The organism is Paracoccus sp. (in: a-proteobacteria), assembly GCF_046462195.1.
Lineage (GTDB): Bacteria > Pseudomonadota > Alphaproteobacteria > Rhodobacterales > Rhodobacteraceae > Paracoccus.
Genome location: NZ_JBKGUN010000269.1, coordinates 1 through 23468 on the forward strand (window position 1 = coordinate 1; position 23468 = coordinate 23468).

22 protein-coding genes are annotated in these 23468 nt (G+C 60.4%); 3 read left to right on the top strand and 19 right to left on the bottom strand.

Annotation, left to right across the window (positions count from 1 at the left end; translation table 11 throughout):
* Positions 1 to 273: 273 nt before the first annotated feature.
* Positions 274 to 1422 (bottom strand): calcium-binding protein, encoded by a 1149-nt coding sequence (locus ACLHHB_RS16165; RefSeq protein ID WP_410219306.1) that lies wholly within the window; start codon positions 1420 to 1422, stop codon positions 274 to 276.
* Positions 1423 to 2195: 773 nt separating this feature from the next.
* Here ACLHHB_RS16165 and ACLHHB_RS16170 point away from each other — a divergent pair.
* Positions 2196 to 4580 (top strand): AI-2E family transporter, encoded by a 2385-nt coding sequence (locus tag ACLHHB_RS16170; RefSeq protein WP_410219307.1) that lies wholly within the window; start codon positions 2196 to 2198, stop codon positions 4578 to 4580.
* 1035 nt (positions 4581 to 5615) lie between these two features.
* Here ACLHHB_RS16170 and rfbA read toward each other — a convergent pair.
* From rfbA to ACLHHB_RS16245, 15 genes are all read right to left on the bottom strand, one after another.
* Positions 5616 to 6488, bottom strand: a complete 873-nt coding sequence (gene rfbA / locus ACLHHB_RS16175) for a glucose-1-phosphate thymidylyltransferase RfbA (protein ID WP_410219308.1) — start codon at positions 6486 to 6488, stop codon at positions 5616 to 5618.
* The gene (rfbD, locus tag ACLHHB_RS16180; RefSeq protein ID WP_410219309.1) at positions 6485 to 7342 is read right to left on the bottom strand and encodes a dTDP-4-dehydrorhamnose reductase; all 858 of its coding nucleotides are present in this window, start codon (positions 7340 to 7342) and stop codon (positions 6485 to 6487) included. The genes rfbA and rfbD overlap by 4 nt, the downstream gene beginning before the upstream one ends.
* Complete coding sequence (gene rfbB, locus ACLHHB_RS16185) at positions 7339 to 8376, bottom strand: dTDP-glucose 4,6-dehydratase (protein WP_410219310.1); 1038 nt, start codon at positions 8374 to 8376, stop codon at positions 7339 to 7341. The genes rfbD and rfbB overlap by 4 nt, the downstream gene beginning before the upstream one ends.
* On the bottom strand, positions 8373 to 8930 hold the full coding sequence (gene rfbC / locus ACLHHB_RS16190) for a dTDP-4-dehydrorhamnose 3,5-epimerase (protein ID WP_410219311.1): 558 nt from the start codon (positions 8928 to 8930) through the stop codon (positions 8373 to 8375). Before rfbC ends, rfbB begins: the two co-directional genes overlap by 4 nt.
* A gap of 51 nt (positions 8931 to 8981) precedes the next feature.
* Positions 8982 to 10454, bottom strand: a complete 1473-nt coding sequence (locus tag ACLHHB_RS16195) for a hypothetical protein (RefSeq protein WP_410219312.1) — start codon at positions 10452 to 10454, stop codon at positions 8982 to 8984.
* Entirely contained in the window at positions 10451 to 12709 is a 2259-nt protein-coding gene (locus ACLHHB_RS16200; protein WP_410219313.1) for a tetratricopeptide repeat protein, read from the bottom strand. Before ACLHHB_RS16200 ends, ACLHHB_RS16195 begins: the two co-directional genes overlap by 4 nt.
* A complete protein-coding gene (locus ACLHHB_RS16205; protein WP_410219314.1) occupies positions 12706 to 13665 on the bottom strand; it encodes a GDP-L-fucose synthase family protein in 960 nt (319 codons plus the stop codon). Before ACLHHB_RS16205 ends, ACLHHB_RS16200 begins: the two co-directional genes overlap by 4 nt.
* Positions 13666 to 13668: 3 nt before the next feature.
* Positions 13669 to 14790, bottom strand: coding sequence for a GDP-mannose 4,6-dehydratase (gene gmd / locus ACLHHB_RS16210; protein ID WP_410219315.1), 1122 nt, complete (start codon positions 14788 to 14790; stop codon positions 13669 to 13671).
* A gap of 212 nt (positions 14791 to 15002) precedes the next feature.
* A complete protein-coding gene (locus ACLHHB_RS16215) occupies positions 15003 to 15848 on the bottom strand; it encodes an SMP-30/gluconolactonase/LRE family protein (RefSeq protein ID WP_410219316.1) in 846 nt (281 codons plus the stop codon).
* Positions 15845 to 16447, bottom strand: coding sequence for a 2-dehydro-3-deoxy-6-phosphogalactonate aldolase (locus tag ACLHHB_RS16220; RefSeq protein ID WP_410219317.1), 603 nt, complete (start codon positions 16445 to 16447; stop codon positions 15845 to 15847). The genes ACLHHB_RS16215 and ACLHHB_RS16220 overlap by 4 nt, the downstream gene beginning before the upstream one ends.
* A gap of 13 nt (positions 16448 to 16460) precedes the next feature.
* Complete coding sequence (locus ACLHHB_RS16225; protein ID WP_410219318.1) at positions 16461 to 17345, bottom strand: 2-dehydro-3-deoxygalactonokinase; 885 nt, start codon at positions 17343 to 17345, stop codon at positions 16461 to 16463.
* A gap of 70 nt (positions 17346 to 17415) precedes the next feature.
* Positions 17416 to 18189, bottom strand: coding sequence for a hypothetical protein (locus ACLHHB_RS16230; protein WP_410219319.1), 774 nt, complete (start codon positions 18187 to 18189; stop codon positions 17416 to 17418).
* A 9-nt stretch (positions 18190 to 18198) separates the two neighbouring features.
* Positions 18199 to 19611 (bottom strand): dihydrolipoyl dehydrogenase, encoded by a 1413-nt coding sequence (locus ACLHHB_RS16235; RefSeq protein WP_410219320.1) that lies wholly within the window; start codon positions 19609 to 19611, stop codon positions 18199 to 18201.
* 165 nt (positions 19612 to 19776) lie between these two features.
* The gene (locus ACLHHB_RS16240; protein WP_410219321.1) at positions 19777 to 20496 is read right to left on the bottom strand and encodes an anti-sigma factor domain-containing protein; all 720 of its coding nucleotides are present in this window, start codon (positions 20494 to 20496) and stop codon (positions 19777 to 19779) included.
* On the bottom strand, positions 20493 to 21080 hold the full coding sequence (locus ACLHHB_RS16245) for a sigma-70 family RNA polymerase sigma factor (protein ID WP_410219322.1): 588 nt from the start codon (positions 21078 to 21080) through the stop codon (positions 20493 to 20495). Before ACLHHB_RS16245 ends, ACLHHB_RS16240 begins: the two co-directional genes overlap by 4 nt.
* A gap of 142 nt (positions 21081 to 21222) precedes the next feature.
* On the opposite strand from ACLHHB_RS16245, the gene ACLHHB_RS16250 reads away from it, so the two are divergent.
* A complete protein-coding gene (locus ACLHHB_RS16250; protein WP_410219323.1) occupies positions 21223 to 22005 on the top strand; it encodes a DUF4394 domain-containing protein in 783 nt (260 codons plus the stop codon).
* A gap of 124 nt (positions 22006 to 22129) precedes the next feature.
* Here the strand turns inward: ACLHHB_RS16250 and ACLHHB_RS16255 are convergent, their stop codons facing one another.
* From ACLHHB_RS16255 to ACLHHB_RS16265, 3 genes are read right to left on the bottom strand one after another with little or no spacing between them, the layout of a single operon-like run.
* Positions 22130 to 22645: a DUF892 family protein gene (locus tag ACLHHB_RS16255; protein ID WP_410219324.1), complete on the bottom strand. Its 516-nt coding sequence runs from the start codon at positions 22643 to 22645 to the stop codon at positions 22130 to 22132.
* Entirely contained in the window at positions 22611 to 22811 is a 201-nt protein-coding gene (locus ACLHHB_RS16260) for a hypothetical protein (RefSeq protein ID WP_410219325.1), read from the bottom strand. The genes ACLHHB_RS16255 and ACLHHB_RS16260 overlap by 35 nt, the downstream gene beginning before the upstream one ends.
* A complete protein-coding gene (locus ACLHHB_RS16265) occupies positions 22808 to 23035 on the bottom strand; it encodes a hypothetical protein (RefSeq protein ID WP_410219326.1) in 228 nt (75 codons plus the stop codon). Before ACLHHB_RS16265 ends, ACLHHB_RS16260 begins: the two co-directional genes overlap by 4 nt.
* 288 nt (positions 23036 to 23323) lie before the next feature.
* Between ACLHHB_RS16265 and ACLHHB_RS16270 the strand changes: the two genes are divergently transcribed.
* Positions 23324 to 23468: manganese catalase family protein (locus tag ACLHHB_RS16270; RefSeq protein ID WP_410219327.1), on the top strand; the 145-nt coding region annotated here is incomplete at its 3' end.

Sequence of the window (23468 nt, forward strand, 5' to 3'; positions counted from 1 at the left end):
GTGGATCGTTGCAGACCCACCTTGGCACATCAGATGCCGTCGGGGGGCGGTCACATCATCAACGCCAGAAAATCCATTCAGCCTATCATAGCCGGAGGATCCTATGCAGCTTCAGATTTGCCGTCTTCTAAACCGAGTAGATGAAAATTTCTGCGATCAGAAAGCCGCTCTCTCTGCTTCGAGTAGCATCTCGAAGGCAGAAAGAACGGCAGATAGTTGAAAAGCGCACCAAAATTCCAAGAATGCTCAATCGAGCCTTTTACAGAGCCATCCTCACATGAAGAGAATACTGTTGTCGCCCACTGTCCAAAGCAGCCCTTCAGCAGTCTGTGTCTCTATATAAGAGCGTCCACCCAGATCGATCACGTCGAGGCCCCGGTCAAAGCCGACAACGGTATCATCGCCAAAGTTGTCCCTGAAGACCAATGTGTCGCGGACGCCGTCCGCGCGCGCATTGGCGAAAGCCCAGTAATCAGACCCTGCGCATATGATGTCATCGCCCGCGCCGCTCGTGATCCGGTCACGGCCTTCACCGCCCTCGAGGGTGTCGTTGCCGCGCGTGCCGGTAAGAACGTCGTCGCCCCAACGGGTGTTCCAGTTCATGCCGGTGTTCGTGGTCAGGATGGCATTGGCTCCGGATACGGTATCACGCCCTTCGTGCGTCCAACCCAATTCAAAGTTGTTTGCGGTCAGGTTGCTGCGGGCGCCGCCGATGTCGGTAAAGGCTGTCAGGCGCATCTGGCCGTCGACACTGCCGATGACGTCCACCTGAACGCCTCGGCCGTTTGCATTATAGCCATCCTTGATCCACACATTGATCAAATCGCTGCCACGACCGCCGTCGATCGTGTCATTGCCGACAACCTCCTGAAAGTTGCCTTGGCCCCAGCGAATATTGTCATCTCCACCACCACCATGGATGGAGTCGTTGCCCGTCGATGACTGGATATGATCGTTGCCTGCCCCTGCGGCGATCGTGTCATGGCCGGAACCGCCATCGATATAGTCATTGTAGCGCGTTCCTTGGATGCTGTCGTTTCCAGCGCCCGCATAGATGGTCAGACCATGTTCGGCCAAGGTCGCATTTGCGGCCAAGATCCGGTCATTGCCTGACCCAAGATGGATCCGCTCGATACCGGTAAACGTCATCTGCTGACCGCCTCCGGAGGCCGTGCCATCCGCCGTTGTCGTGAACTGCAACGTCACATCGCGCGAACTTTCGAGGAACAACCGATCACCTCCCCTTTTGTCCATGTAGATGTTCGTGTCGTAGCCCTCGCTCCCCCTGCCACCGTGAATGGTGTCATTCCCCAAGCCGGGCGTCCAGTAAAACGTATCGGCCCCCTCCAGTCCCCACACGGTGTCGCTCTGAGAGGTGCCGCGCAGGATATCATTGCGGTTCGTTCCAGTGATGATGGCCATGTCTCGTTCCACTGTTGGCGCAGGTTTGCGCGTTTTCTCGTAAAGGGTGTTCCCTATCCATCAAGAGCGCTCTTGCGGCGATTTTCTTTATCGTTTGGCGGGCCGTTCCTCATTGCCGCAAAAATGGCAGAACTTGAAAATATCGTCAGACGGATCACCCGCCCCTTTGGCTTAGTGTGACGGCAAGACTTAGCCGCTCAAACCGAGTTGTTACTCCCGAAGGATTCTTTCGGAAGTGCTCCTACCACCTTCGCTACCGCCAGTGGTAGTTATCCTTCTGTAGGAGCGGGGATAACCGCCTAGAGAACAGCCACCGCTACCAGACAGTAAGCCAAGTCCTTCAGCCAAGAGAAGAATCCTGTCACGATCATTGGTCGTACACCATTTGAGCGCTCAGGTGGGCGCGTCTCTTTCGTTCTTACGGCATCTCATGGGGTGCAGATGCTTCTGCCATACTGAGGGCGCTGCTCTGAAAAGAAGACACGATGCGACTCTTGGCACTCTTTCGTTGGCTGCCTCGTGACAAAGCGCTGGCTGACACAAGAACTGCCACTCAATCTGTTGAAGATCCGGCATGCTCTCCATCTACCATATCGGACAGAAATCCTGGGACCGGCAGAAACGCTAAGGGATCGCCAATGCCATGCCCGACTTCTTGTTCGTCCGTTGCGGGTAGGCATACCTGATCAGGGCGCAGATGCGGCCGCTCAAGGAACTCGTGATCAGGATGAGTGTTGTCTGCACGCCTCGCAGCGAGGTGGGCAAGGATCACTATGGAAGCGGAAGATGTTGGGCAGCACGATCAGCGCCCGAATGGCGATGTCATCAGGATGGCGGCATGGCTGATCGTCGGTTCTGTCATCATAGGGCTGCTGTATTTTGGACAGGACGTCCTGATTCCGCTGGCGATTGCCTTTCTGATCAGCTTTGCTCTCAGCCCGCTCGTCAAGATGCTGGTTCGGAGAGGTTTGCCCCAAGTACTCTCGGTCACCCTCGTCATGCTGACGATGATCGCGCTGCTGCTGGGACTGGGGCTGCTGATCACGTCGCAGGTCAGCGTTCTGAGTGCCGAACTGCCAGCCTATCAGTCGACGATTCGGTCAAAGATCTCGTCGCTTGGACAGCAGATGGACAGTCCGGGGCTGTTCGACGGGGTATGGCAGACTGTCGCTACGGTTCAGGAGCAAGTCACCGCTGCACTGCAGGACGCGCCGGGCCGCGTGGCCGACCCGACGCCGGTCGAGATTGTCGGTGACGGCCCGTCCCCGTTCAGTACGGCTGTGGCATGGCTGACACCCGTGCTCGCACCTTTGGCCACACTGGGCATTGTCGTGGTGTTCGTGTTCCTGGTCCTGCTCGACAGAGGTGATCTGCGGGATCGCTTGATCCGGCTTTTGGGCGGAAACCTTCACCGCTCGACGGATGCGCTGGAAGAGGCAGGAAAGCGCATTTCGAAATACCTGTTGATGCAACTGATCGTGAATGTCAGCTATGGCATTCCAATGGCCTTGGGACTGTGGGCCATAGGGGTGCCGGGGTGGATCCTTTGGGGCACGCTGGCCGCGATCATGCGTTTCATTCCTTATGTCGGCCCCATGCTGTCTGCGGTCTTTCCTCTGGCGCTCGCCTTTGCGGTTGATCCCGGCTGGCAAATGGTCCTGATGGCGTTGGGCTTGATCCTCTTTCTGGAACTCGTCAGCAACAACATCATAGAGCCGCTCCTGTATGGAACCTCCACGGGCTTGTCGGCGCTTTCACTGATTGCAGCTGCAACCTTCTGGACTGCCCTATGGGGACCAGTTGGTCTCATATTATCGACGCCCTTGACTGTGTGCCTTCTTGTCGTGGGCCGCAACTTGCCGCAACTGGCGTTCTTTGACACATTGCTCGGATCGACCCCAGTCTTGAACCTTCCCACCCGGATCTATCAGCGCCTCATCGCTGACGACCCAGACGAAGCTTATGAAATCGCTGCCGACGCAATCCGTGAAAGCGGCGTGACGGAATTCTACGACCAATCCGGTCTGGAAGTGCTGCGCCAAGCCAGTGACGATTATCATGCCAATGCCCGGGCTGCGCATCGGCTGCGGGTGGTCGAGGGGATGGACCGTCTGCTGGAGGATCTGCGCGAGGATCATCCCGCACCCGATATCTCGGCCTTGCGGCCGCCGCGCATTGCCTGCATCGGCGGCAAATGGCAGGTTGATGCGCTTTCGTGCGAAATGCTGGTTCATGCGCTGGCTTTGGCAGATGTGCCAGCGGTTGGACGCTCAACTGGCACGGTAACCACCCGCTATGTCGAAAGTCTGGATCTTGATGACATCGATACGGTCTGCCTTGCCTTCTTCAATCGGGATTATGAAACCGCTGTGCGCGGCTTTGTGCGACGTTTGCGCCGCCGCTGGCCGGATGTGCGGATCGTTCTGGCCTTGTGGAATGCGGATGACAAGCGCGCGGGCGCCGAACAGGCCGAAGCACTTGGTGCTGATCAGATCGTGCTGTCGCTGACAGAGGCCGTGCAACGACTGGCCCTGATTTCAGGAGCCAATGACATGAGCGCCGAGGCGGCTGCCGCACATCCCCCTGTATCCGCAGACGAGGAGGCCCGGCTGGCGGCACTGCTCGAAACGTCGATCTTGGACGGCCATGCGCGCGAAGACTTGGATGATCTGGCCAAGCGGGCCGCAGATGCGTTCGACGTGACCTTTGCCTATATTTCCGTCGTGGATACCAACGCGGAACATATCATCGGAGTGAGTGGAGATCTGCCCGGGCACCTGCCCGACGCTACCGGCGACATGTACCGCATCCCGCGCAGCCAAGCGTTAGGCGCATATGTTGTTGCGTCGGCAGATACTCTTGTCCTGCCTGATGCGGACCGAGATCCGCGCTTTTCGGACAATCCGTCCTTGCGTCGATGGCAGGGCCGCTTTTATGTCGGCGCACCGCTTCGGACGGCCGATGGGCGGGTGCTTGGAACGCTTTGCCTTGTGGACAGGGCGCCCCGCCAGATCGATGAGGCCGAATTGGACCTGCTGGACAAGATGGCGGCAGACGTCGTGTCCGTCATGACCAAGCAGGAGCCGCTGCAGCCAGCGCCTCGCAAAGAGGTTCCTGCGGCGCAACGCAGCCTTTTGGGTCAAAGGGTGCCGGAATAACAGGTCGAACGGGATCGAGATCTGCGATGCTTGGCGGCTGTCGATTCCTTGGGCAAAAATCCTGGAACAGATGAAGCGCGGTCGTCGCAGAAGCTGGCAACAGTACACTGTCGTAAGCATTATCTGGATGGCCCCTTACCAAGCTAGGGCAGTATAGTTGTTGCCTCTGACTTGTTTTTTTGGCACAACGTCGACTCCGATGGCCGCCTTTGATGGGCCATCTCTCAGTGCTGATCTGGTTGATGCCTGTCGATCAGGAACTCTTGAGTGATGTGCTTGCCACACACCCTTTTAGCCAATAGCCTGCCACAGACGGACTCAAGTCTATGTTCCCATTGCGGGTCGTGCCGTTGCGCGACCGGCAAAAAAGGGTATGCCCACTCATCACGGCCCAACCAGCATGCTTTCTGACCGCAGATGACAGTGTGGCAGCAGCGGGGACCATATGTTTTCCGGTAGCCGATTTGTCCTCCTTCTGCCTTACTGTCAAGCAACTGCTCTAACATTAAAGAAGATCCGTCTCCGGTCTTTGAGACGGCAGAAGCTCTGATTAGCAACTGTTCTCGCTATACGTCATAGATCTTCGGCGCTCGCGTCAACAAAGAGTCCCATAGGCAGATCTTCTTATCAAACAGGCGGCGGCCGGCGTCCTAATCGGAGCTTGCTAACGACATTGAAAACGGCGTTCTTCAATCAGAACCTCCGCTTCGTTCTGGATTGAGTGCGCCTCCACCGCGACGCTATTGGCGTGCCTTGACAATGGCTGCAGGACACGAAGGGTCTCACCCACCCAATGAAGGCATTCGAACCGCTGTCTGAACCGACAACACAAAGCACAAACCTCCAGAGAGGTCTCAGGCAAACCAAACCGGAAACCTTACTGTCGCGTAGTTGCAGAAAGCTGTTGAATACTTTTTCGATCATTAGGATGGGGCTGTCCCGGCGCGAGCCGAATAGCTCTGCCAAGAAGGGAGTGAGCCTTGTGGGCAATACAGCATCCAATGTCAAAGGCCAGCGCAGGTCCCCTACAGTCCACTAGTCGAGAAGCTTCAGAAGGTACTGCCCGTATTCGGTCTTGCCGAACATTATGGCACGCTTGCGCAGTTGCTCGGCGGTGATCCAGCCTGATTCATATGCAATCTCCTCGGGGCAGCCGGACTGAAGTCCTTGCCGGTTCTCCAGCGTGCGGACAAAATTTCCGGCATCCAGCAGGCTTTCATGGGTTCCTGTATCCAGCCATGCAAACCCCCGGCCCATTTTTTCCACTGACAACAGCCCCTCTGCCAGATACGTTTCTAGAAGCGTCGTGATCTCGAGTTCGCCCCGGACCGAGGGCGTGACGCGTGCTGCGCGCTCTGGCGCGCTGCCATCAAGGAAATACAATCCTGTCACTGCAAAGGAGGATGGCGGTACGGAGGGTTTTTCCACAATACCCTGAACGGCACCCGAGGCATCAAAATCGACCACGCCATAGCGATGCGGATCACGCACATGATAGCCGAAGACGGTTCCGCCCCGCTGCCGTTCATCGGCAGACTTCAGAAGCGGTGGCAGGCCATGGCCAAAGAAGATGTTGTCGCCCAGTACCATCGCCGATGGCGCGCCCGCGAGGAAATCGGCCGCCAGAAGGTAGGCCTGAGCCAACCCTTCGGGGCGGGGCTGCACGATGAATGTGAAGGACAGTCCCCATTGTTCGCCGTTCCCCAGAAGCCTGCGGAACTGGTCCTGATCCTCGGACGTGGTGATGATCGCGATCTCGCGGATGCCTGCCAGCATCAGCACCGTGATCGGGTAATAGATCATCGGCTTGTCATACAACGGCAGGAGTTGTTTGGAGACTGCCAGGGTGATCGGGTAAAGTCGCGTTCCCGTCCCACCGGCCAGAATGATGCCCTTGCGGTTGGTCATGATGTCTCCAGAAGCTGCAGGACCTGTTGCAGGTCGGCCCGCCAGTCAGGGCGAGAGATGCCGAAGTCGCGTGTGATGCGCCCGCAATCCAGCCTTGAATTAAGCGGACGCTCTGCCGCCGTGGGATAATCGGCCGTGGATATGTCTTGAACGCGGCATGTCATCTTTGCCTCTGCAAAAACCGCGCGCGCAAAATCGGCCCAGCTGACATCTGGCGCCCCCGCAAAATGATAGATGCCCCCCTTGGTCCTGTCACGAAGCATGACATCGGTCATGATCAAGAGCGCTTCCGCAATTCTTGCGGCAGGGGTGGGACCGCCGATCTGGTCCATGACCACGCCGACCTGATCCCTGCTGGCGGCAAGGCGAAGCATCGTCTTGACGAAATTGGCACCATCGGCCGAAAAGACCCAGGATGTGCGAAGGACGGCCCAACGGCCGCCTTGCCTTGCAACGGCCTGCTCGCCCGCCAGTTTACTGGCGCCATAGACGCCCAAAGGGTTGGTCGCGGCGTCTTCATGCCGCGGCTGGTTCCCTGTTCCATCAAGGACATAATCGCTCGAAACATGAATGAAGGGCACATCAAGGGCTGCGCAAGTCTCTGCCATCGCAGCCGGAGCATGAGCGTTGACCCGCCATGCCGTGTCGCGATCCTCTTCGGCACGGTCCACGGCCGTATAGGCGGCCGCATTGATGACAGCCAATGGTGCCGCCTTGCGGATGGCTGCCGCACAGGCGGCCGGATCCCTCAGGTCGGCCTGTTCCCGTCCCAGAAACGTGGCTTCCGGGGCCAGACGTGACAGGGCCAGAGCCAGCTGTCCGGTGCGGCCGAAGATCAGCAGGCCCGCGCTCATGCCTGACCCAGCCTGCGTCCGACGCCATCGCGAGACAGCAGCGGCTGCCACCAGTCGGTGTTCTGCAGATACCACTCGACCGTGCGCCGCAGCCCTTCATCCAGCGTGACTGAGGGACGCCAGCCCAGTTCCTCGCGGATGCGGGCAGGATCGATGGCATAGCGGCGGTCATGGCCGGGACGGTCACTGACAAAGGTGATCAACTGCGCATGGGGGGCACCAGCGGGATGCATCTCATCCATATGGGCGCAGATCATGCGGACAAGGTCGATGTTCGCGGCCTCGTTCTCGCCGCCAATATTGTAGCTGCGTCCGATTTGTCCGCGCTGCAGGACAGTCAGCAAGGCGTCTGCATGATCTTCGACATACAGCCAGTCACGGACATTGCCGCCGTCGCCATAGACGGGGATGGGGTGTCCGGCCAGTGCATTCAGGATTACCACTGGAACCAGCTTTTCCGGAAAGTGGAACGGTCCGTAATTGTTCGAGCAGTTGCTCAGCACAACAGGCAGGCCATAGGTTGCCCCCCAGGCACGCACCAGATGGTCCGAGCCCGCCTTGCTGGCCGAGTACGGGCTCTGCGGATCATAAGGCGTTGTTTCAGTGAATTGACCGGTTTCACCCAATGAACCGAAGACCTCGTCGGTCGAGACATGGTGAAAACGGAACCCTTGGGGCCGGCCTTCGCTGATCCACCAGGCGCGCGCTGCCTCCAGCAGATGAAAGGTGCCCAGCAGGTTGGTTTCGATGAAGGCGGCGGGGCCGTCGATCGAACGGTCCACATGGCTTTCCGCCGCCAGATGCATCACCGCATCCGGCCGGTGCCGGCGAAAGATTACGTCCAGAGCCGCCCTGTCTCGAATATCGGCCTGCTCGAACATGTATGCAGTGCTGTCTGCGACGGCTGCGACATTGGCAAGGTTGGCGGCATAGGTCAGGGCGTCCAGATTGATCACCTGATGGCCCTGCGCAATGGCCAGCCGTACCACGGCCGAGCCGATAAAGCCCGCACCTCCCGTGACAAGAATTCTCATGCGGCCTCGCAAATGAAGGGAGAGGTCCAGTCGCCAAAGGCTGGCGCCGACCGATCCTTGTCGGACAGGACGGGATCCGCGATTCCCCAGTCGATACCGATCGTATCCCACCGCACCGCCCCGTCGCATTCTGGAGCGTAATGATCGGTGCACTTGTAGATGATTTCGCTGTCAGCATCGCGCGTGACGAAGCCATGAAGAAAACCGGCTGGAACCCATAGCTGCCGGCCGTTCTCGAAGCTCAACTCGGTGCCGAACCACTGGCCATAGGTCAGGCTGCCTCGACGCGCGTCAACAGCCACGTCGAAGATCCTCCCGCGCCCGCAGCGCACCAATTTGCCCTGAGCGTGGGGCGGGGACTGATAATGCATTCCTCGCAGGGTACCCGGTTGATGGGAAAACGAATGATTGTCCTGCACAAATTCCGGCAGGTCTACACCGGCCGCGCGCAATGTCCGCAGGTTCCAGCTCTCGCTGAAGAAGCCGCGCGTGTCGCCATGTCGCTTTGGCGTCAGAACCAGAACACCCGGAAGGGAGGTCGTTTCGATCTGCATGTCATTTCCCGGATCGTTGCACGCGCAAGATCGCCTTCCGCAGAAGGGCCGTCAATCCTTCGTTGCATCAAAGACAGCGGATGAGGGACCCGCATCGACTAGCATCCAGTCCATCAGGCGCCGCGATACTTCCTCGGACAGGGGCTTTTCCTTGCCGTCCAGCTCAGCCTGCAACGGCATGAACCCCAGTTCGTCCAGAAGCATCACAAATCTGTCCATTGCCGCCGCACCCTTGGGGGATTTGACGTTCTTGTGCGCAGACTTGAAGATCGCCCGCGCGTCGTCACTCAGAAGGGTCCAGACATAGCCGCCCATCACCTTGCGGCGCAGGTCGGGCATTGCCGCTTCCGCATCGCGCAGGGCAGCCACGGCCAGACGGGGTGCTTGCGCCACAGTAGGCGTCTGCCCGCCCTGATGCGCCGCTGCCGCACGGTCACGAAAGGCACGGCATGCAAGGTCCCAGAAACGCGGCGCCTCGTCCTCGAACTTGTTCAGGACATGCAACCGCCCGTTCACCACCTTGTTCTCGTCCAACACCATCATGAGATGATCGCGGCACAGCATCGGCTGCGGACTTTGCAACAATTCCTCCAGTTCGGCCACCATCACCGAATCTGGAACCTTGTCGGCGTGAACCGGGACAGGCTCTCCGGGAACGAGATTGCGCAACAGGTGCGACAGTTCGGACAGATCCGGATCGTCCCGCACCAGGAAATCGTCGGGCATGGCCTGTGCCGCAACCAGCGAGACATAGCCGATATGAGTCTGCAGCCATGGAACGTGACGATTGCGCTGGCGGATCTCTTCAAGGGCGCGATAAGCACCGCCGCTTGAGAAATCGAAATAATGCGCACCCGTCCGATGCGCAAGGATCGAGCCGACAGCCTGATCATGGCGATGGTCACGGAAGGATGGCAAGGTTCTGCCCGTCTCGTCGGGCTGATCCGTCAGGATGCGTGGATCGCGGCAATAGTGGAGCCAGCGCTCCAGGAAGGCGAAGCTTTCATCAGACGGCATGAACAGAAGCGGCCCGGCACAAACCTGCGCGGCGCGGTGCATCTCGTCGGTGTCGGCTTCCATCAGGATGAAGGCATCGCGCTTGGTGTAATGTCCCTGAACCTGCCAATTCGAGATGAAGCCATGAATGAAGCGCTTGGGCGTCAGGGCGCAAAGTTCGACAGCCGCATGGGGAAAGGATGGGAACTGGTGAAACTCACCAGGCGTATAGCGCCCCGCATCGTTGTAGACGACGATGTCGCTCGGACCGCATTCGCGCAGCTTTTGCAGAATGATCCAAGGCTTCCACAGCCAGTATCCGGCACCGCGCGATTGTTCCAGGATCGTTCGGTTCTCGGTCCAGAGCGGGGTGTCCTTCAGCATCGTCTCAGTCACGTGAGTTGCACTGTCGAACCCGACCTTGAGGGCCGAAGCGCAGTAATTGTCGGCATTTGCCGCAAAGGGTTCGATGCCGTTGGAGTAGACGAGGAAATGCGCCTTCTCGACTCGGCTGTTGCGTGGTCTCATCGCGTCCTCTCCTGCTGCTTGCCGGTTGCTGCCATGCGTTCAAGGGTCTTGCACAGTTTCTTGTGACGCTGCACGTATTGCCGTTTGTCCGGATAGCGCCGGATCAGATGCTCGAGCCGCTGACGGGCATGGTCGGCATGGCCCGCATCGACCAGCAGGTCCGTGTTCAGCATCACCAGCGGCGGATGGTCGTCCGCCCATTTCAGGGTCCAGTCGAGAATGCGGCGCGCACCGTCAATATCTCCGGTTGCCGCCTTCATACGGGCAAGGTCGCACTGACGGCGCCAGTGCATGGGGGACAGAAGCAGGCCCTTTTCCAACACGGAAATTGCATCAGGCAAGCGCCCCGCCTCTTCTGCAGCATCGGCGGCCAGGAAGAAGATCGAAGGGAAGTGCATCTGCCCTGCCGACAGGAGGGGCAACAGCGTATCGGCTGCGGCATCGGGTCGGCCGACGCGCAACTGGATCAGCCCATACAGGGCACGAAACATCGGCACATCCGGCTGCAGCGTGATGGCGTGATCCAGCGCCGCCAGTGCCTCGTCGTGACGACCCTGCTCATGGCGCAGCTCGGCCAGGCGCTTGTGGAAAAGCGCCACCTCCGGGTCGGCAGCAATGGCCTGCAGCAGCAAGGGTTCAGCCAGCACAAGGTCACCTTCGCGCAGCGCGATCATTCCGCTGAAGCTGTCCAGATGACATTTCAGGTCATCCGCCCAAATACGGAGCTGGACGATCTTCAGGATCGACCGGAAGTGGCCCTGCAGCCGGTACTTCTTGCGCATGTCCGAGCGGGTGAAGTCAGGCCATTCCCACACGGCGACCCGATTGGTCGGTACCATCCGATCACAGCGCAACATCCCTGCAGCCACCGCGTCCGCATAAAAGCTGCGCACATGATCTATGATGAAGCGGTTCGGAAAAAGGCTCTCGGTCTGCGGATCGATCGGCCAGAAGTTCCCGTCATGAAAATCACCCTGAGCGCGCAGCAATCCTGCAAGGGCATTGATCTCGCCTTCGACCGGTTCATGCCAGAAGGCGGACGCGATCTGTTGCAACGCTTCGGGGCGCCGGCCCAGCATCAGTAATGCCAGCCCGTGATACAGCGCCACCTGAGCGAAACTGCGCTGGAAGGCCACGAAGCCGCGGTCGATCACCGGGCGCAGGTCGCAGATCTGCTGGTACTGATGGTCGAAATACATCTCGCGCAGGGTGATCGCGTAAACAAAGGCGATGTTCAGCCCATTCTCGATGTGGCGTCGCGCTATGTCGATGAATTCGGCCCGGCGGCCGGACATGACCAGGTGCTCGCAGGCATAGACGAGATACTGGCCGATCTCGCCCTCGTTGGCGAACAGCTCAGGTTCATCCCTCAGTCGCGCGGCCAGTACATCCAGCGCCTCGTGCCGTGTTTCCGTCGAGATGTCGGCCTCGACATCACGGAACTCTCCTCCGCCGATGGTCTTGGCGGTCGAACTGAAGGCCGACGAGGGCGGCGCCACGATCAGGTCGGCCAGCGACATCGCAAACAGCTCCAGCGCATCGCGCTGGACGGCAGTCAGGGCACTGGTGTCGGCGACAGAGGCGAAGGTCAGAAGGTCAGGAAACATTCCGGTATAGCGATCCAGGACATTGTGATTGTCGCTGAACAGGATCGTGCGGGTGCCGCTGCCTTCAAGATTGGCACGGATATGAGCCTCGAAAAACTCATCCGGGACGAACTTGTTGGGCCAGGCACGATTCATGGCGCGCATGTCGCTGGTCAGGTCGCCGCGCCGGATATGATAGGCGACGGTGCGACGCCCGTCGTCGCGCAGTTGTCCGCGCAGATCCTCGACGTGGGAGGCTAGGACGGGGTTGAGAGGCAGTTCCTCGACCACCTGGCGAAAGACGGCGGCCACCTCGGCCTCATCCTCGAAGGGCAGTTTTAACACATCGAAAGGGGGATCCAGAAGGACATGCATCCCACCCTGCAGATGCTCCAAGAATTCGGCATGGGTCGGGCTTTGAAGAACGGTGCCGATCGCAGTAGCGTTGTCCCTCATCTGCTGATAGGTCGGCTTGTTGATGAAATGCCTATCCACGAAGTCCTGGTGGAACAACTCGGTCCCGTCCCCCAGACCGTCGCTGTCGCGCCAGTGCACCACGAATGGCAGATCAAAGCTGCGGGCAAAGCGCATTGTGTTCAGCAGCGCGATCAGGCGCCCGCCCATGCGGTCGGCGCGGAATGCGATCAGCTTTCCTTGAACGCCTGTCATGCCGGTCGGTCCGTGCGGTTCTCGAGGAACCAGCGATAGGTGCTGGCGATACCGTCCTCCAGCGACACTTGTGGCGCCCAGCCCAACGCCAGTAACTTGTCCGAGGACATCAGCTTGAGCATGGTCCCGTCGGGCCTTGTCAGGTCGTTGACGATGCGGCCTTCGTATCCCACCACGCGCGCCACCATCTGCGCCAGTTTCCCGATGGTGATGTCGGTGCCGCTGCCGACGTTCAGATGCGACAGCATCGGCTTGGTGCTTGCCTGATACAGCTGACGGTCGAGATCGAAGACGAACAGCGAGGCATTGGCCATGTCATCCACATGCAGGAACTCGCGCCGCGGCATGCCCGTACCCCACATCACGACCTCGGGCCTGTTGTCCCGCTTTGCTTCGTGAAACCTGCGGATCAGGGCAGGCATCACATGGCTGTTTTCAGGATCGAAATTGTCGCCTGGTCCATATAGGTTAGAGGGCATCACCGAGCGGAAGTCCGTCCCGTACTGTCGGTTATAGCTTTCGCACAGCTTGATGCCCGCGATCTTGGCAATGGCATAAGGTTCGTTTGTGGGTTCAAGCGGGCCCGTCAGCAAGGCGTCTTCGCGGATCGGCTGCGAGGCTTCGCGCGGATAGATGCAGCTGGAGCCCAGTTGCAGCAAGCGCCGGACGCCAGCTGCCCAAGCCTCATGGATTACGTTGCATTCGATCATCAGGTTCCGATGAATGAACTCGGCCGGATAGGTGTTGTTCGCGTGGATGCCCCCGACCTTGGCCGCCGCCAGAATGACCGCATCGGGACGTTCGACCTGCATGAAGTCCCGGACGGCGGCCTGTTCGGTCAGGTCCAGTTCGGCGCTGGTGCGGGTAATCAGGTCCACGTCGTCACGCGCCTGCAACTGGCGCAGGATTGCGCTGCCGACCATGCCGCGATGCCCTGCGACGAAGATGCGCGTCATGGCTCAGCTCTCGTAGTAAAGGGGCGTGTCGTAACCGTGCGTGCGCAGCAGGGCATGACGGCGGGCGATCTTGAGGTCTTCGGACACCATCTCCTCGCACATTTGCTGTGTCGTGATTTCGGGGACCCAGCCCAAGCGCTCGCGCGCGCGTGTCGGATCGCCCAACAGGGTTTCGACCTCTGTCGGGCGGAAATAGCGAGGATCGACCCGCACGATGGCCTGACCGACACGGACGCCCGGGCAGTCCTCGCCTTCGAGGCGGGTGACGACGCCGACCTCGCCCTCGCCTTCGCCGTCAAAGCGCAGGCTGATGCCCAGATGGGCAGCGGACCACTCGATGAACTGGCGCACCGAGTACTGCACGCCGGTTGCGATCACGAAATCCTCGGGGGCGTCCTGCTGCAGCATCATCCACTGCATCCGGACATAATCGCGCGCATGACCCCAGTCCCGCAACGCGTCCATGTTCCCCATGTAAAGGCAATCTTCCAAACCTTGCGCGATATTGGCCAGCCCGCGGGTGATCTTGCGGGTGACGAAGGTTTCACCCCGTCGGGGGGACTCGTGGTTGAACAGGATGCCGTTGCAGCCATAGATGCCATAAGCCTCGCGATAGTTCACGGTGATCCAGTAGGCATACATCTTGGCCACCGCGTAGGGCGATCGTGGGTAGAAGGGTGTCGTCTCGCGCTGCGGGATCTCCTGCACCAGGCCGTAAAGTTCCGAAGTCGAGGCTTGATAGAAGCGGGTCTGTTCCTCGAGATTGAGAAAACGGATTGCTTCGAGGATGCGCAACGTGCCCAGTGCATCCACGTTGGCCGTGTATTCCGGGGTGGCAAAGCTGACGGCAACATGTGACTGCGCGCCGAGGTTGTAAACTTCGTCCGGGCGAACGTCGGCCATGATCCGCATGACCGATGACGTGTCCCCCAGATCCCCGTAATGCAGAAAGATGCGGGCGTCCTGTGCGTGGGGATCCTGATAGATATGGTCGATGCGCTGCGTGTTCAGGGACGACGAACGGCGCTTGATGCCGTGGACCTCATAGCCTTTTTCCATCAGAAACTCGGCCAGGTAGGAGCCGTCCTGCCCCGTGATGCCGGTGATCAGTGCCCGTTTCGTCATCAGCCATCCCTTGTCCTGCGCATCCTGCCGTGAACTGACGCCCAGTTTGCACTCTGGTTGTCAAAAGCCGTGGCAGGCGGCTGTTATCAAGTCAAGTTGACTGCACATTAACCAAATTTTCAACTGCAACATGGCATCAATGCCACAGTTTGCGCCTCAAGATTGCGAAGACTGAAGGGCAGGGATCAAGAGGCAGTACGGATGGGAAAGGCTCAACCGATCAGAACGCGATGCTCCGGCTGTCCGGCCACTCCGGCATCGACTGCGAAGGTACAACCGTCGTTCGGACCGGGCCTCTTCAGTCCGTCACGCACCGAGGTGACAAACAGCGAGTCAAGCGCAGGTCCGCCAAAGCCGGGGCAGGATGTCTGGCTGGCTGGCAACCTGATGGCCCGGTCGAACCGGCCGTCGCAGTTATATCGGGCAACGCGTCCTGCACCAAACTGCGCCGACCACAGCCCGCCCTCGGCATCGATGACGGCACCGTCAGGCCGCAGCCCTTCGCTGCGCAGGTCTATGAAGTCCTCGGGCTCACCTTCGGGCCAGCCGCTGCGGTCCAGACGTACACGGCGGATGAGGCTGCTGTCGGTATCGGCAAAACAGGCGCGGTCGCCTTCAGGAGTAAAGCAGATGGAATTGGTGCTGGTCAGCCCGGAATAAAGCGCCCGCAGTTCCCCCTTGTGATACCGCCAGATCGTGCCCGCACCCTTTTCGCCCTTTCGTCCCATCGTGCCGATCCAGAAGCCGCCTTGGGGATCGGCCCGACCGTCGTTTGATCGGGTCATGGGATTGTCTGCCTCCAGCGGCACCAGTTCCTCGGTTGTGCCATCGCGCAGGTCGAAAAGTGACAAGGCCGTGGCCGAGGCGATCAGCAAACGGTCGGCATCGACTATTCCTGCGGCTGATACCGGTTGCGGAAAATCCCAATGGTGGCGGGTACCGCCCGGCGTTTTCAGGTAGAGACGCTGCGACAGGATGTCGAACCAGACAAGTGCGCCCAAGTCATGATGCCACAGGACGCCTTCGCCCAAAGTACAAGGAGTGTCATCGAAGATCATGGCAGGGCATCCCATGCTGCAACCATCGCCCGCGCCTTTTCGGAAACGATGTCGGCTGTGTCGCCGGGCCGGTAAAGCGAGGATCCGATGCCAAATCCCGCCGCTCCGGCTTGGCGCCAGTCGCCCATGTTCGCCACTGAAACGCCTCCCACGGCCCAGCAGCCTGTTCCGGCGGGAAGAATGGCTCGCATGGCGCGCAGCCCGACAGGGCCGATCAGTTCGCCGGGAAACAGCTTCAACCCGCTTGCTCCAGCCGCCAGCGCCACGAAAGCCTCTGACGGAGTCATGACACCTGGATAGCTGTCCATTCCTGCCGCGCGCGTTGCTCGGATAACAGCCTCGTTGCAGTTGGGCGACAAGACCATCTGCCCGCCGGCATCGGCCACCGCCTGCACCTGATCGGGGGTCAGCACTGTGCCCGCCCCGATGCGGGCACGGTCGCCGAATGCACGCGCCAGCACTCGGATGCTGTCCATGGGATCGGGAGAGTTCAGGGGCACCTCGATGCGCGTTACACCGGCAACGATCAGGGCTTCGGCGATGGCAGGGGCTTCGAGTGGTGTCAGGCCACGCAGGATGGCAATCAGAGGGCGGGACATGGAGCGGAACCTTTCAAAAGCCATTCAGGAAGGCGCGATGGGCTGCAGCCAGACCGGCAAGGGTCGCATCCTCGGCTGACATTAGCGCAGCGGGCACGCCTTGGGCGGACAGCGCCCGCTGATACAAAAGGGATAGGTCCGGTGCGCCGATGATGGTGACCGCATTGCCCAGCCACCACGGTTTGGCCCCTGCCAATTCCCACCCGATCAGCGTTCCCGACAGGCGCGCGCGGGCCGTTGCCGCATCCATATCTGTCAACAGGGACTCCGCCCTTATCTGGAACAGGCCGGCATAACCACGCTCGGGGCGTGACATAGCATCAGACATGGCGGCCTGAAATGCGTCCGTGTCATTCCCTAGCGAGTCGACGGCATGCCGCAGGACAGATTGTCGGGACAACAATGCAAAGATTTCTCCGGTCATAAAGCTCTTGAAGTTGCAGATTTCACCGGCCGATATACGAATCCATTTGGTGTGCGTTCCCGGCAAGCAGGCAATGCCGTCGAATTCTGGCGACAAGGACAAAAGGCCGGCAATCTGAGTTTCTTCTCCGCGCATCACGTCGGCAGGACTGTCCTGCCGGACGCCACAGACGATGCGTACCGGGCGGCCACCCGGATCCCCTGGTACGGGGATCAGCCGAGGAGTGGAGGGGCAGGGGACAGCAACGTAAGGCGCCTCGATCCAGCCTTGGCGCGCGCCCACCATCCCGCAAGCTATGACGGGAACGGCAGGCCAACCTTGCGTGCCCTGCGCCAGTGCCGGGGCAAATTCGTCCGGTCGCAAGCGGCCCATGCCGCACTCCAGAGCGCGGCGTTCGACGACGGTGCGTCCCGACATGGCCCAAAGGCGCAGGTTCGTCGTGCCCCAGTCGGCGGCAATCCAGTCTGTCGTCACGAACCTGCTCCTTGTCTCATGTTCCAACATTGCGAGAACCGGGACCTCGGGACAAGTCCCTGCCGGATCGTCATTTCCGACGTGCTTCGGTACGGAGCAGCTTGTCCTCCACCCGATCAAAGGCATCCAGCAATTCCGTCGCGAACTGACCGGTACCGAATTCGCGCAGTCCGGAATGAGCAGCGCACAGCCAACGCAGGTCCTGCGTCAGATGGGCCAGTTCGTGCACCCATTCGCGAAAGGCATTCACGGCCCCCACATCCGGCACCAGCGCCTGCGGCAGGGTGGGATGCAGGAACACCCGCGGGCGCGGGAACAAACGATGAAGCAGGTGCGGGACCGGCATCAGGTTGATCGTGTCATCGACATGCAGCGTTCGGCTGGCGGGGTGCCACGCCAGCAGCGAACCTGCATGCACGCGCTCGTTCTGGCTGGCATAGTCGATACCACGCGGCAGGGAAAAGACCAGATCATCGGCGAACTTAGCGGCCACCTCAGGACTGTCCACCGTCTCGGACTGCCAGTTGAGCTGTGGGTGGCGTTGCCTGTGGCGCTCAGCCCCGTAGAGCGCTGCCTCGGGGAAATCGGCAGCAATTGCCGCACAGTGCAGCGTGTGGAAAGGGTGCAGGTTCAGCACCGCCTGTACCGCACGTCCGTGATCGGTCAAGGCCATCACCTGATCGCGCACCTCCCCCTTCAGAGGATAGCTGTCAAGAATGACAAAGCGGCCTGACGCCAGCCGCACCAGACCAGCCTGTGTCCCGACGTTCAGGATGCCGCCAATCTTCAGGTCGCCCCGGATGGTCCAGAACCCGTGCTCCAGATCGATGATCCGCTCGCTCATCACCTCACCTCATGCGCCGGGGGGCGTGCCAAAGTCGCGACCTTCGGGTTCCGGCAGGCTGACCTGCCGGCAAATCTCACGCAGCGCGGTCTTCAACCCTTCTTCCAGGGTCGGATGATAGAAAGGCATCGCCAGCAGGGCGGAGGCCGTGGCCCCTGACTGAATGCCCCACGCCAGCAGATGCGACAAATGCTCGGCACCCGGACAGCACAGGTCCGCGCCGATCAGGCGGCCCTGCAGATCAGCGTAAATAGACAAAATGCCTTCCGCTCGTGCCTCCACCCGGGCGCGGCCCTGATCGGAATAATCAGTTCGTCCGCAGATCGTTCCCTCCTGCGGCGCGCCCCCGATTGATGCCAGCGGCGGATCGGTAAAGGTGATGGCGAATTCGGGACTGCGTGAGCGAGGCTGTACGTCGGGAAAGATCGCAGCATTGTGTCCGGCGATGGCGCCCTCTGTCGACGCTTCGTGCAGAAAGGGAACGTCCGCATCGACATCTCCTGCCAGAAAGACGGGCGCATCACCGCACTGCAGTGTCTGCCTGTTAAAGAGGGGAGTGCCGTGGTCGTCCAATGCCAAGCCTGATTGATCCAGCGCCAGCCCCTCCAGATTTGGTGGCCGGCCGGTGGCGACAAGAACATGACTGAAAATGCCTTCTCCTTCATGCGCACCTGACCAACGGATGCGGATGCCACCCTCCTCGGCTTTGGCTTCCGTCTGACAACCGAGGCGCAGTGTCACGTCGCGCGACACAGCCGTTTGCAGCGCTTCGTGAACCTTGTCACACCGCGCCTTTGCCAGCGTGGTCCCCGTATCGAACAGCGTCACCGCCACGCCGAGCCGCCCCATCGCCTGCGCCACTTCCAAACCAATGGCGCCGCCGCCGATGACGGCGAGGCTGGACGGGAGGTCAGGCAGTTCAAAGATCGTTTCCGTGGTCAGGATGCGGGGGCCCAGATCCTGAAAAGGCTCAGGGATCAACGGAAAGGAGCCCGTGGCAATGACGACTGTGCGCGCCTGAATACGCCTCCCGTCCTGAAGTTCCAGAAGCCCTGGTACGAGGAAACGTGCCTTGCCGATAATCGCAGTGCCCTCAGGAAGGTCTTGAAAGCTCTCTCGTGTTGCGGCAGCGAAATGGTCCCGCTCTTGTCTTAGGCGGTTCATGACCGCAGCGCCGTCCACCACGACTGCCTCGGTTGTCACCCCAAAGATATTGGAATGACGCGCGGCGTGAGCAGCGTGGGCGGCCACGATCAGCAGCTTGGACGGCATGCAGCCCGTGTTGGCGCAAAGTGTGCCACGAAACTCCGGATCGATCAGCAAGGTGCTGGCGCCGGCCTTGCGCGCTGCCCGTTCGGCCGCGATGCCGGCGGTGCCAGCGCCGATAACAGCCACGTCGCAATCCATTTGTACCGCGCTCATATTCGGGGGCCGGCAGGCAGGACCACGGCCTGTCTTCTTTTACCCGTACCACCCAAGGACGGGGGCCGGGTGGTGATGCTATGATCCGACATGAGGCCTCGCGACAGTGTTCAGCATCCTCAACGAGGGGCCGCGACGTCCGTTCCATTGATCGTCCTGCTGCCGTCAAATGCCCTGCTGTGCAGCGGCAAGCCCCTTGGCGATGATCGGGCCGGTCGGGCGGCCGGTGGGCGATCCGCCTTCAGGCTCCAGCGTGATTTCGTACAACTGGGCATCGGCAGGTGCCGGCAGGTCCGGGCCGCGCAGCCGTGCGGGGCGGGGGCCATCCAGCACACCAAGCGACGTCGGTCCCATCTCAGCCGAGGGCAGGGTCCAAGCCTGAATGCTACGGCCTGCCGGGACTTCCACATCGGCAACAAAGCGGATCTGCGCCGTATCGTTGCCATAATCCTCGATCACGGCCCGCGGCTGGCCCTGATCATCCAGCAGTACGGCCACCACCTGGGGCGCCGGACCCGGTCGCTGCAGCGCCCCGCCAAAGCCGATCGCAATACCCAGAACCAACGCCGCCGCCCCTGCCATGCGCCGCCATATGGGCGGGTCCGGCTGGTTTGCCGGAACAGGAGGAAGTGGCGACAAGGGTGCGGCATCCTGTTCGACCTGTGCCAATCGCTCGCGAACACGATCCGCAAAGTCGTGGGGCAGGGGGCGGGCAGGCGCCGACAGGTCCAGAGGCAGCAGCCGATCGCGCATCTGCGCCACATGCGCGGCCAGTGCCGCATCACGTGCCATGACCGCTTCGAACAGTTCCGTTTCTGCCGGGCTCATCAGGCCCAAGGCATAATCGTCGGCGTGGCCGATCAACTCATCTTGGAAGGCATTCATGACAAACACTCCCTCAGCGCAGCCAGCCCGCGTCGAATCCAGGATTTTGCTGTTCCAAGCGGCACCCCCTGTCGGGCCGAGATTTCGCCGTGGCTGTAGCCGGCAACATGTGCCAGAAGGATCGCCTGCCTGCTGGGATCGTCCAGAGTGTCGAGGCAGTCGCCAAGACGGCCCGGACCCGCCAACAGGCGCCATCCTTCGTCCGGAACCGCATCCTGACGGGCCTCCTGCAGACGGGTCAGATCATCGGGCGACAAGCTGGACAGGCGGCGGCCATCGCGGAGGATCGTCAGGCATCGGTTGCGCAGCACGGCATAGATCCAGCCACGGGCAGATCCCGATGCGCCCTTCTGCTGGTCCGCCTTGCGCCAGATCTGCACCATTGCGTCTTGCAGCGCCTCCTCCGCCAGATCATGACGGCCCAGGATGCGGTGTGCGACGCCCAGAAGCTGCGGCCCTTCAAGGGTCAGGATCGTATCGATCCCTTCGCTCCTGCCTTGCGCACAGGCGCGGACGGCCTGCTCGAGCTGCATGCTGCGCTGCATCGGTTGTTCGTTCACGGCCACCTCCTGACGCGCGGGCATCCTGACGCCATTCCAGTCGGCGATGCAACTGTCCTCGTTAGCCCCGATTTTTTCTGCATCCGGTTTCCATCCTGCCGCGTCTTCAGGTCAAGAACGGTGGAAACGCGCCGTTCACAGGAAATGACATGAAAGGACCTTTTCCATGATCCGCCTTGCCACTTTCTCGACAACCGCCCTTGCTTTGTCGCTATCCACCGCCGCAGCGGCGCCCGCACTGGGACTGGCTGGCGACCGCACCCTGATCATGTTCGACACGGATACTCTTGCCGTTACCGGCACGATGGAAGCTCAGGGCGTCGAGCGCCTTCACGGCTTGGACTTGCGCTCTTCGGACAACAGCGTGATCGGCGTCACGGGGGACAATCGGATCGTCACGATCGATCCCTCCACGGGCGAGACGGCGGAATTGTCCGTCATGGACACGGCGCTGACCGCAGGCGACATGCCGGTCATCGTGGACGTGAACCCCATGGCGGACCGCCTGCGCCTGATGAGCGGCACAACGAACCACCGCGTCAACATGGACACCGGCGAAGTCACGGTCGACGGCGCCCTGAACTGGACCGAAGACGACGCAAATTCGGAAGCCGTGCCCATGGTCGTGGCAAGCGGCTATACCAACAGCCATGGCAAACCCGAAGCGACCGCGATGTACAATATCGATGCGGGTCTGGGTGCGCTGCTGCAGCAAATTGCACCGAATGACGGGACCTTGGCCACCATCGGACTGCTGAATGCCGGCGCTTCGGGCAATACCATGGCTTTTGATGTTCAGGGCGATGCCGATGGAAACAACATGGCGTGGCTTCTGACGGGGAACGCGCTTTATTCGGTGGATCTGGAAACCGGTACGACGATCGAAAAAGGCCCTATCGAAAGAGCCGAAGGCGATATTCGCGACTTTGCCGTTCTGCCTGCCATGTAACAGCTTTTGCCTTTTTCCCAGTTCAGGCGCGCCCTTGTGGCGCGCCTTTTTTTAAACTGGTGCAAACAGAAAAAAGGCGCCCCTTAGGAAGGGCGCCTGACGCAATCATGCAAGTGTCACAGAATTACAGCGTTTCCGATGTCCGCTGCATCCACTCGCGGTGGCGCAGTTCATCGGCATGAGCTTTTTGGAAAAACGCACGCGATTGCGGCATCGCATCGGCATGCTGTGACGCACGCTCGTAGGCGGTCACGGTGTCTTCCTCGTTGGAGCGCATGGCTTGGAGGATCGAACCGTCGCCCATCAAGCTGGCCATGGCAACTTTGCCGGTGGTCAGCATCTGCTTCATGTCACCTTCTTGCGGAGCTTCGGCACCGGCTTCGGCAGCCATTTCCTGCAGAACACTCAGATGCTGAAGATGGTCCTGACGGAAGATCTCGATCTGGCTGGCCAGAGCGGGGTCTGACAGGCGCTCGATCGTCGACTCGTAGGCCGCAATCGCATCACGCTCCAGATAGATCAGGTTCGTCACGAGGTCGTTGAACGAAGATTCAGTACCAATGGTGGTTACCATGAGAAGCCCTTTCCTTGGATGTCTTGAAAGTTCATTTGTTTGTGCGGCCGCGTTGCTGGGGGTCAATACCGCCCTGCGGTGTCGTGTCGTTTGAAACATCGCCTTCGAAGGTATTGTCGCCCTCCAGCAGGGGATCATCGCGGGTTGCGCCCTTGGAACGTCCAATCCCGGGATCCTGTTCCAGATCCTTGTCACTGGGATTCGTAGTCTTGGGGTGCTTGCTGGTGCTCATTCCGTATCCCCCTGCGGATCAGTGGGACGCTCGTCCGGCAACTTTTCGTTGTCGGCGACTTGGCCTGCCTCGCCCTCACCAGGGCGATGACTTGCCACATGTTCGTGATGCTGCTGAGTCTGGACGTGACGGGAATCCAGCCCACGCTGGTCCGAATGCTGTGACGTATCCCGATTTGACAGAACCTCGTCCCGAAGCGGTGTCTCGATGTCCGCGGGGCTCATTCCACCGCTGCCGTCGCCTTTGCCCTGATCTTGCTGACCGGGGCCAAACGACTTTCTGCTTGCATGTGCCATGGTGCTTTCTCCTTCCGGATCGATTGACCAACCGTTTGCGCAGTCAAATGTTCCCAAGCGCTCTGGCTCCGGATCTGGAAGTGCAGCTCTTTATCGGCAGCGCGATTGGCGACCTGCGGGAACAAAGCACCCCCGGGACCGGTTCAACCGTCCGTAATGACCGGCTGCCGCGCAATCGCCGTCAGCTGTTTGGAACCTGCAACAACCGGAGTTCTCATGTTTTATACCGACAACAAGCTGCAATACCCCGTTCGCGTCGAAGCGCCGAACCCGCTTTTTGCCCGTGCGCTTCAACAGGCCATTGGCGGCGTCGAAGGCGAAATCCGCGTTGCGATGCAATATTTTTTCCAGGCCTGCGGCG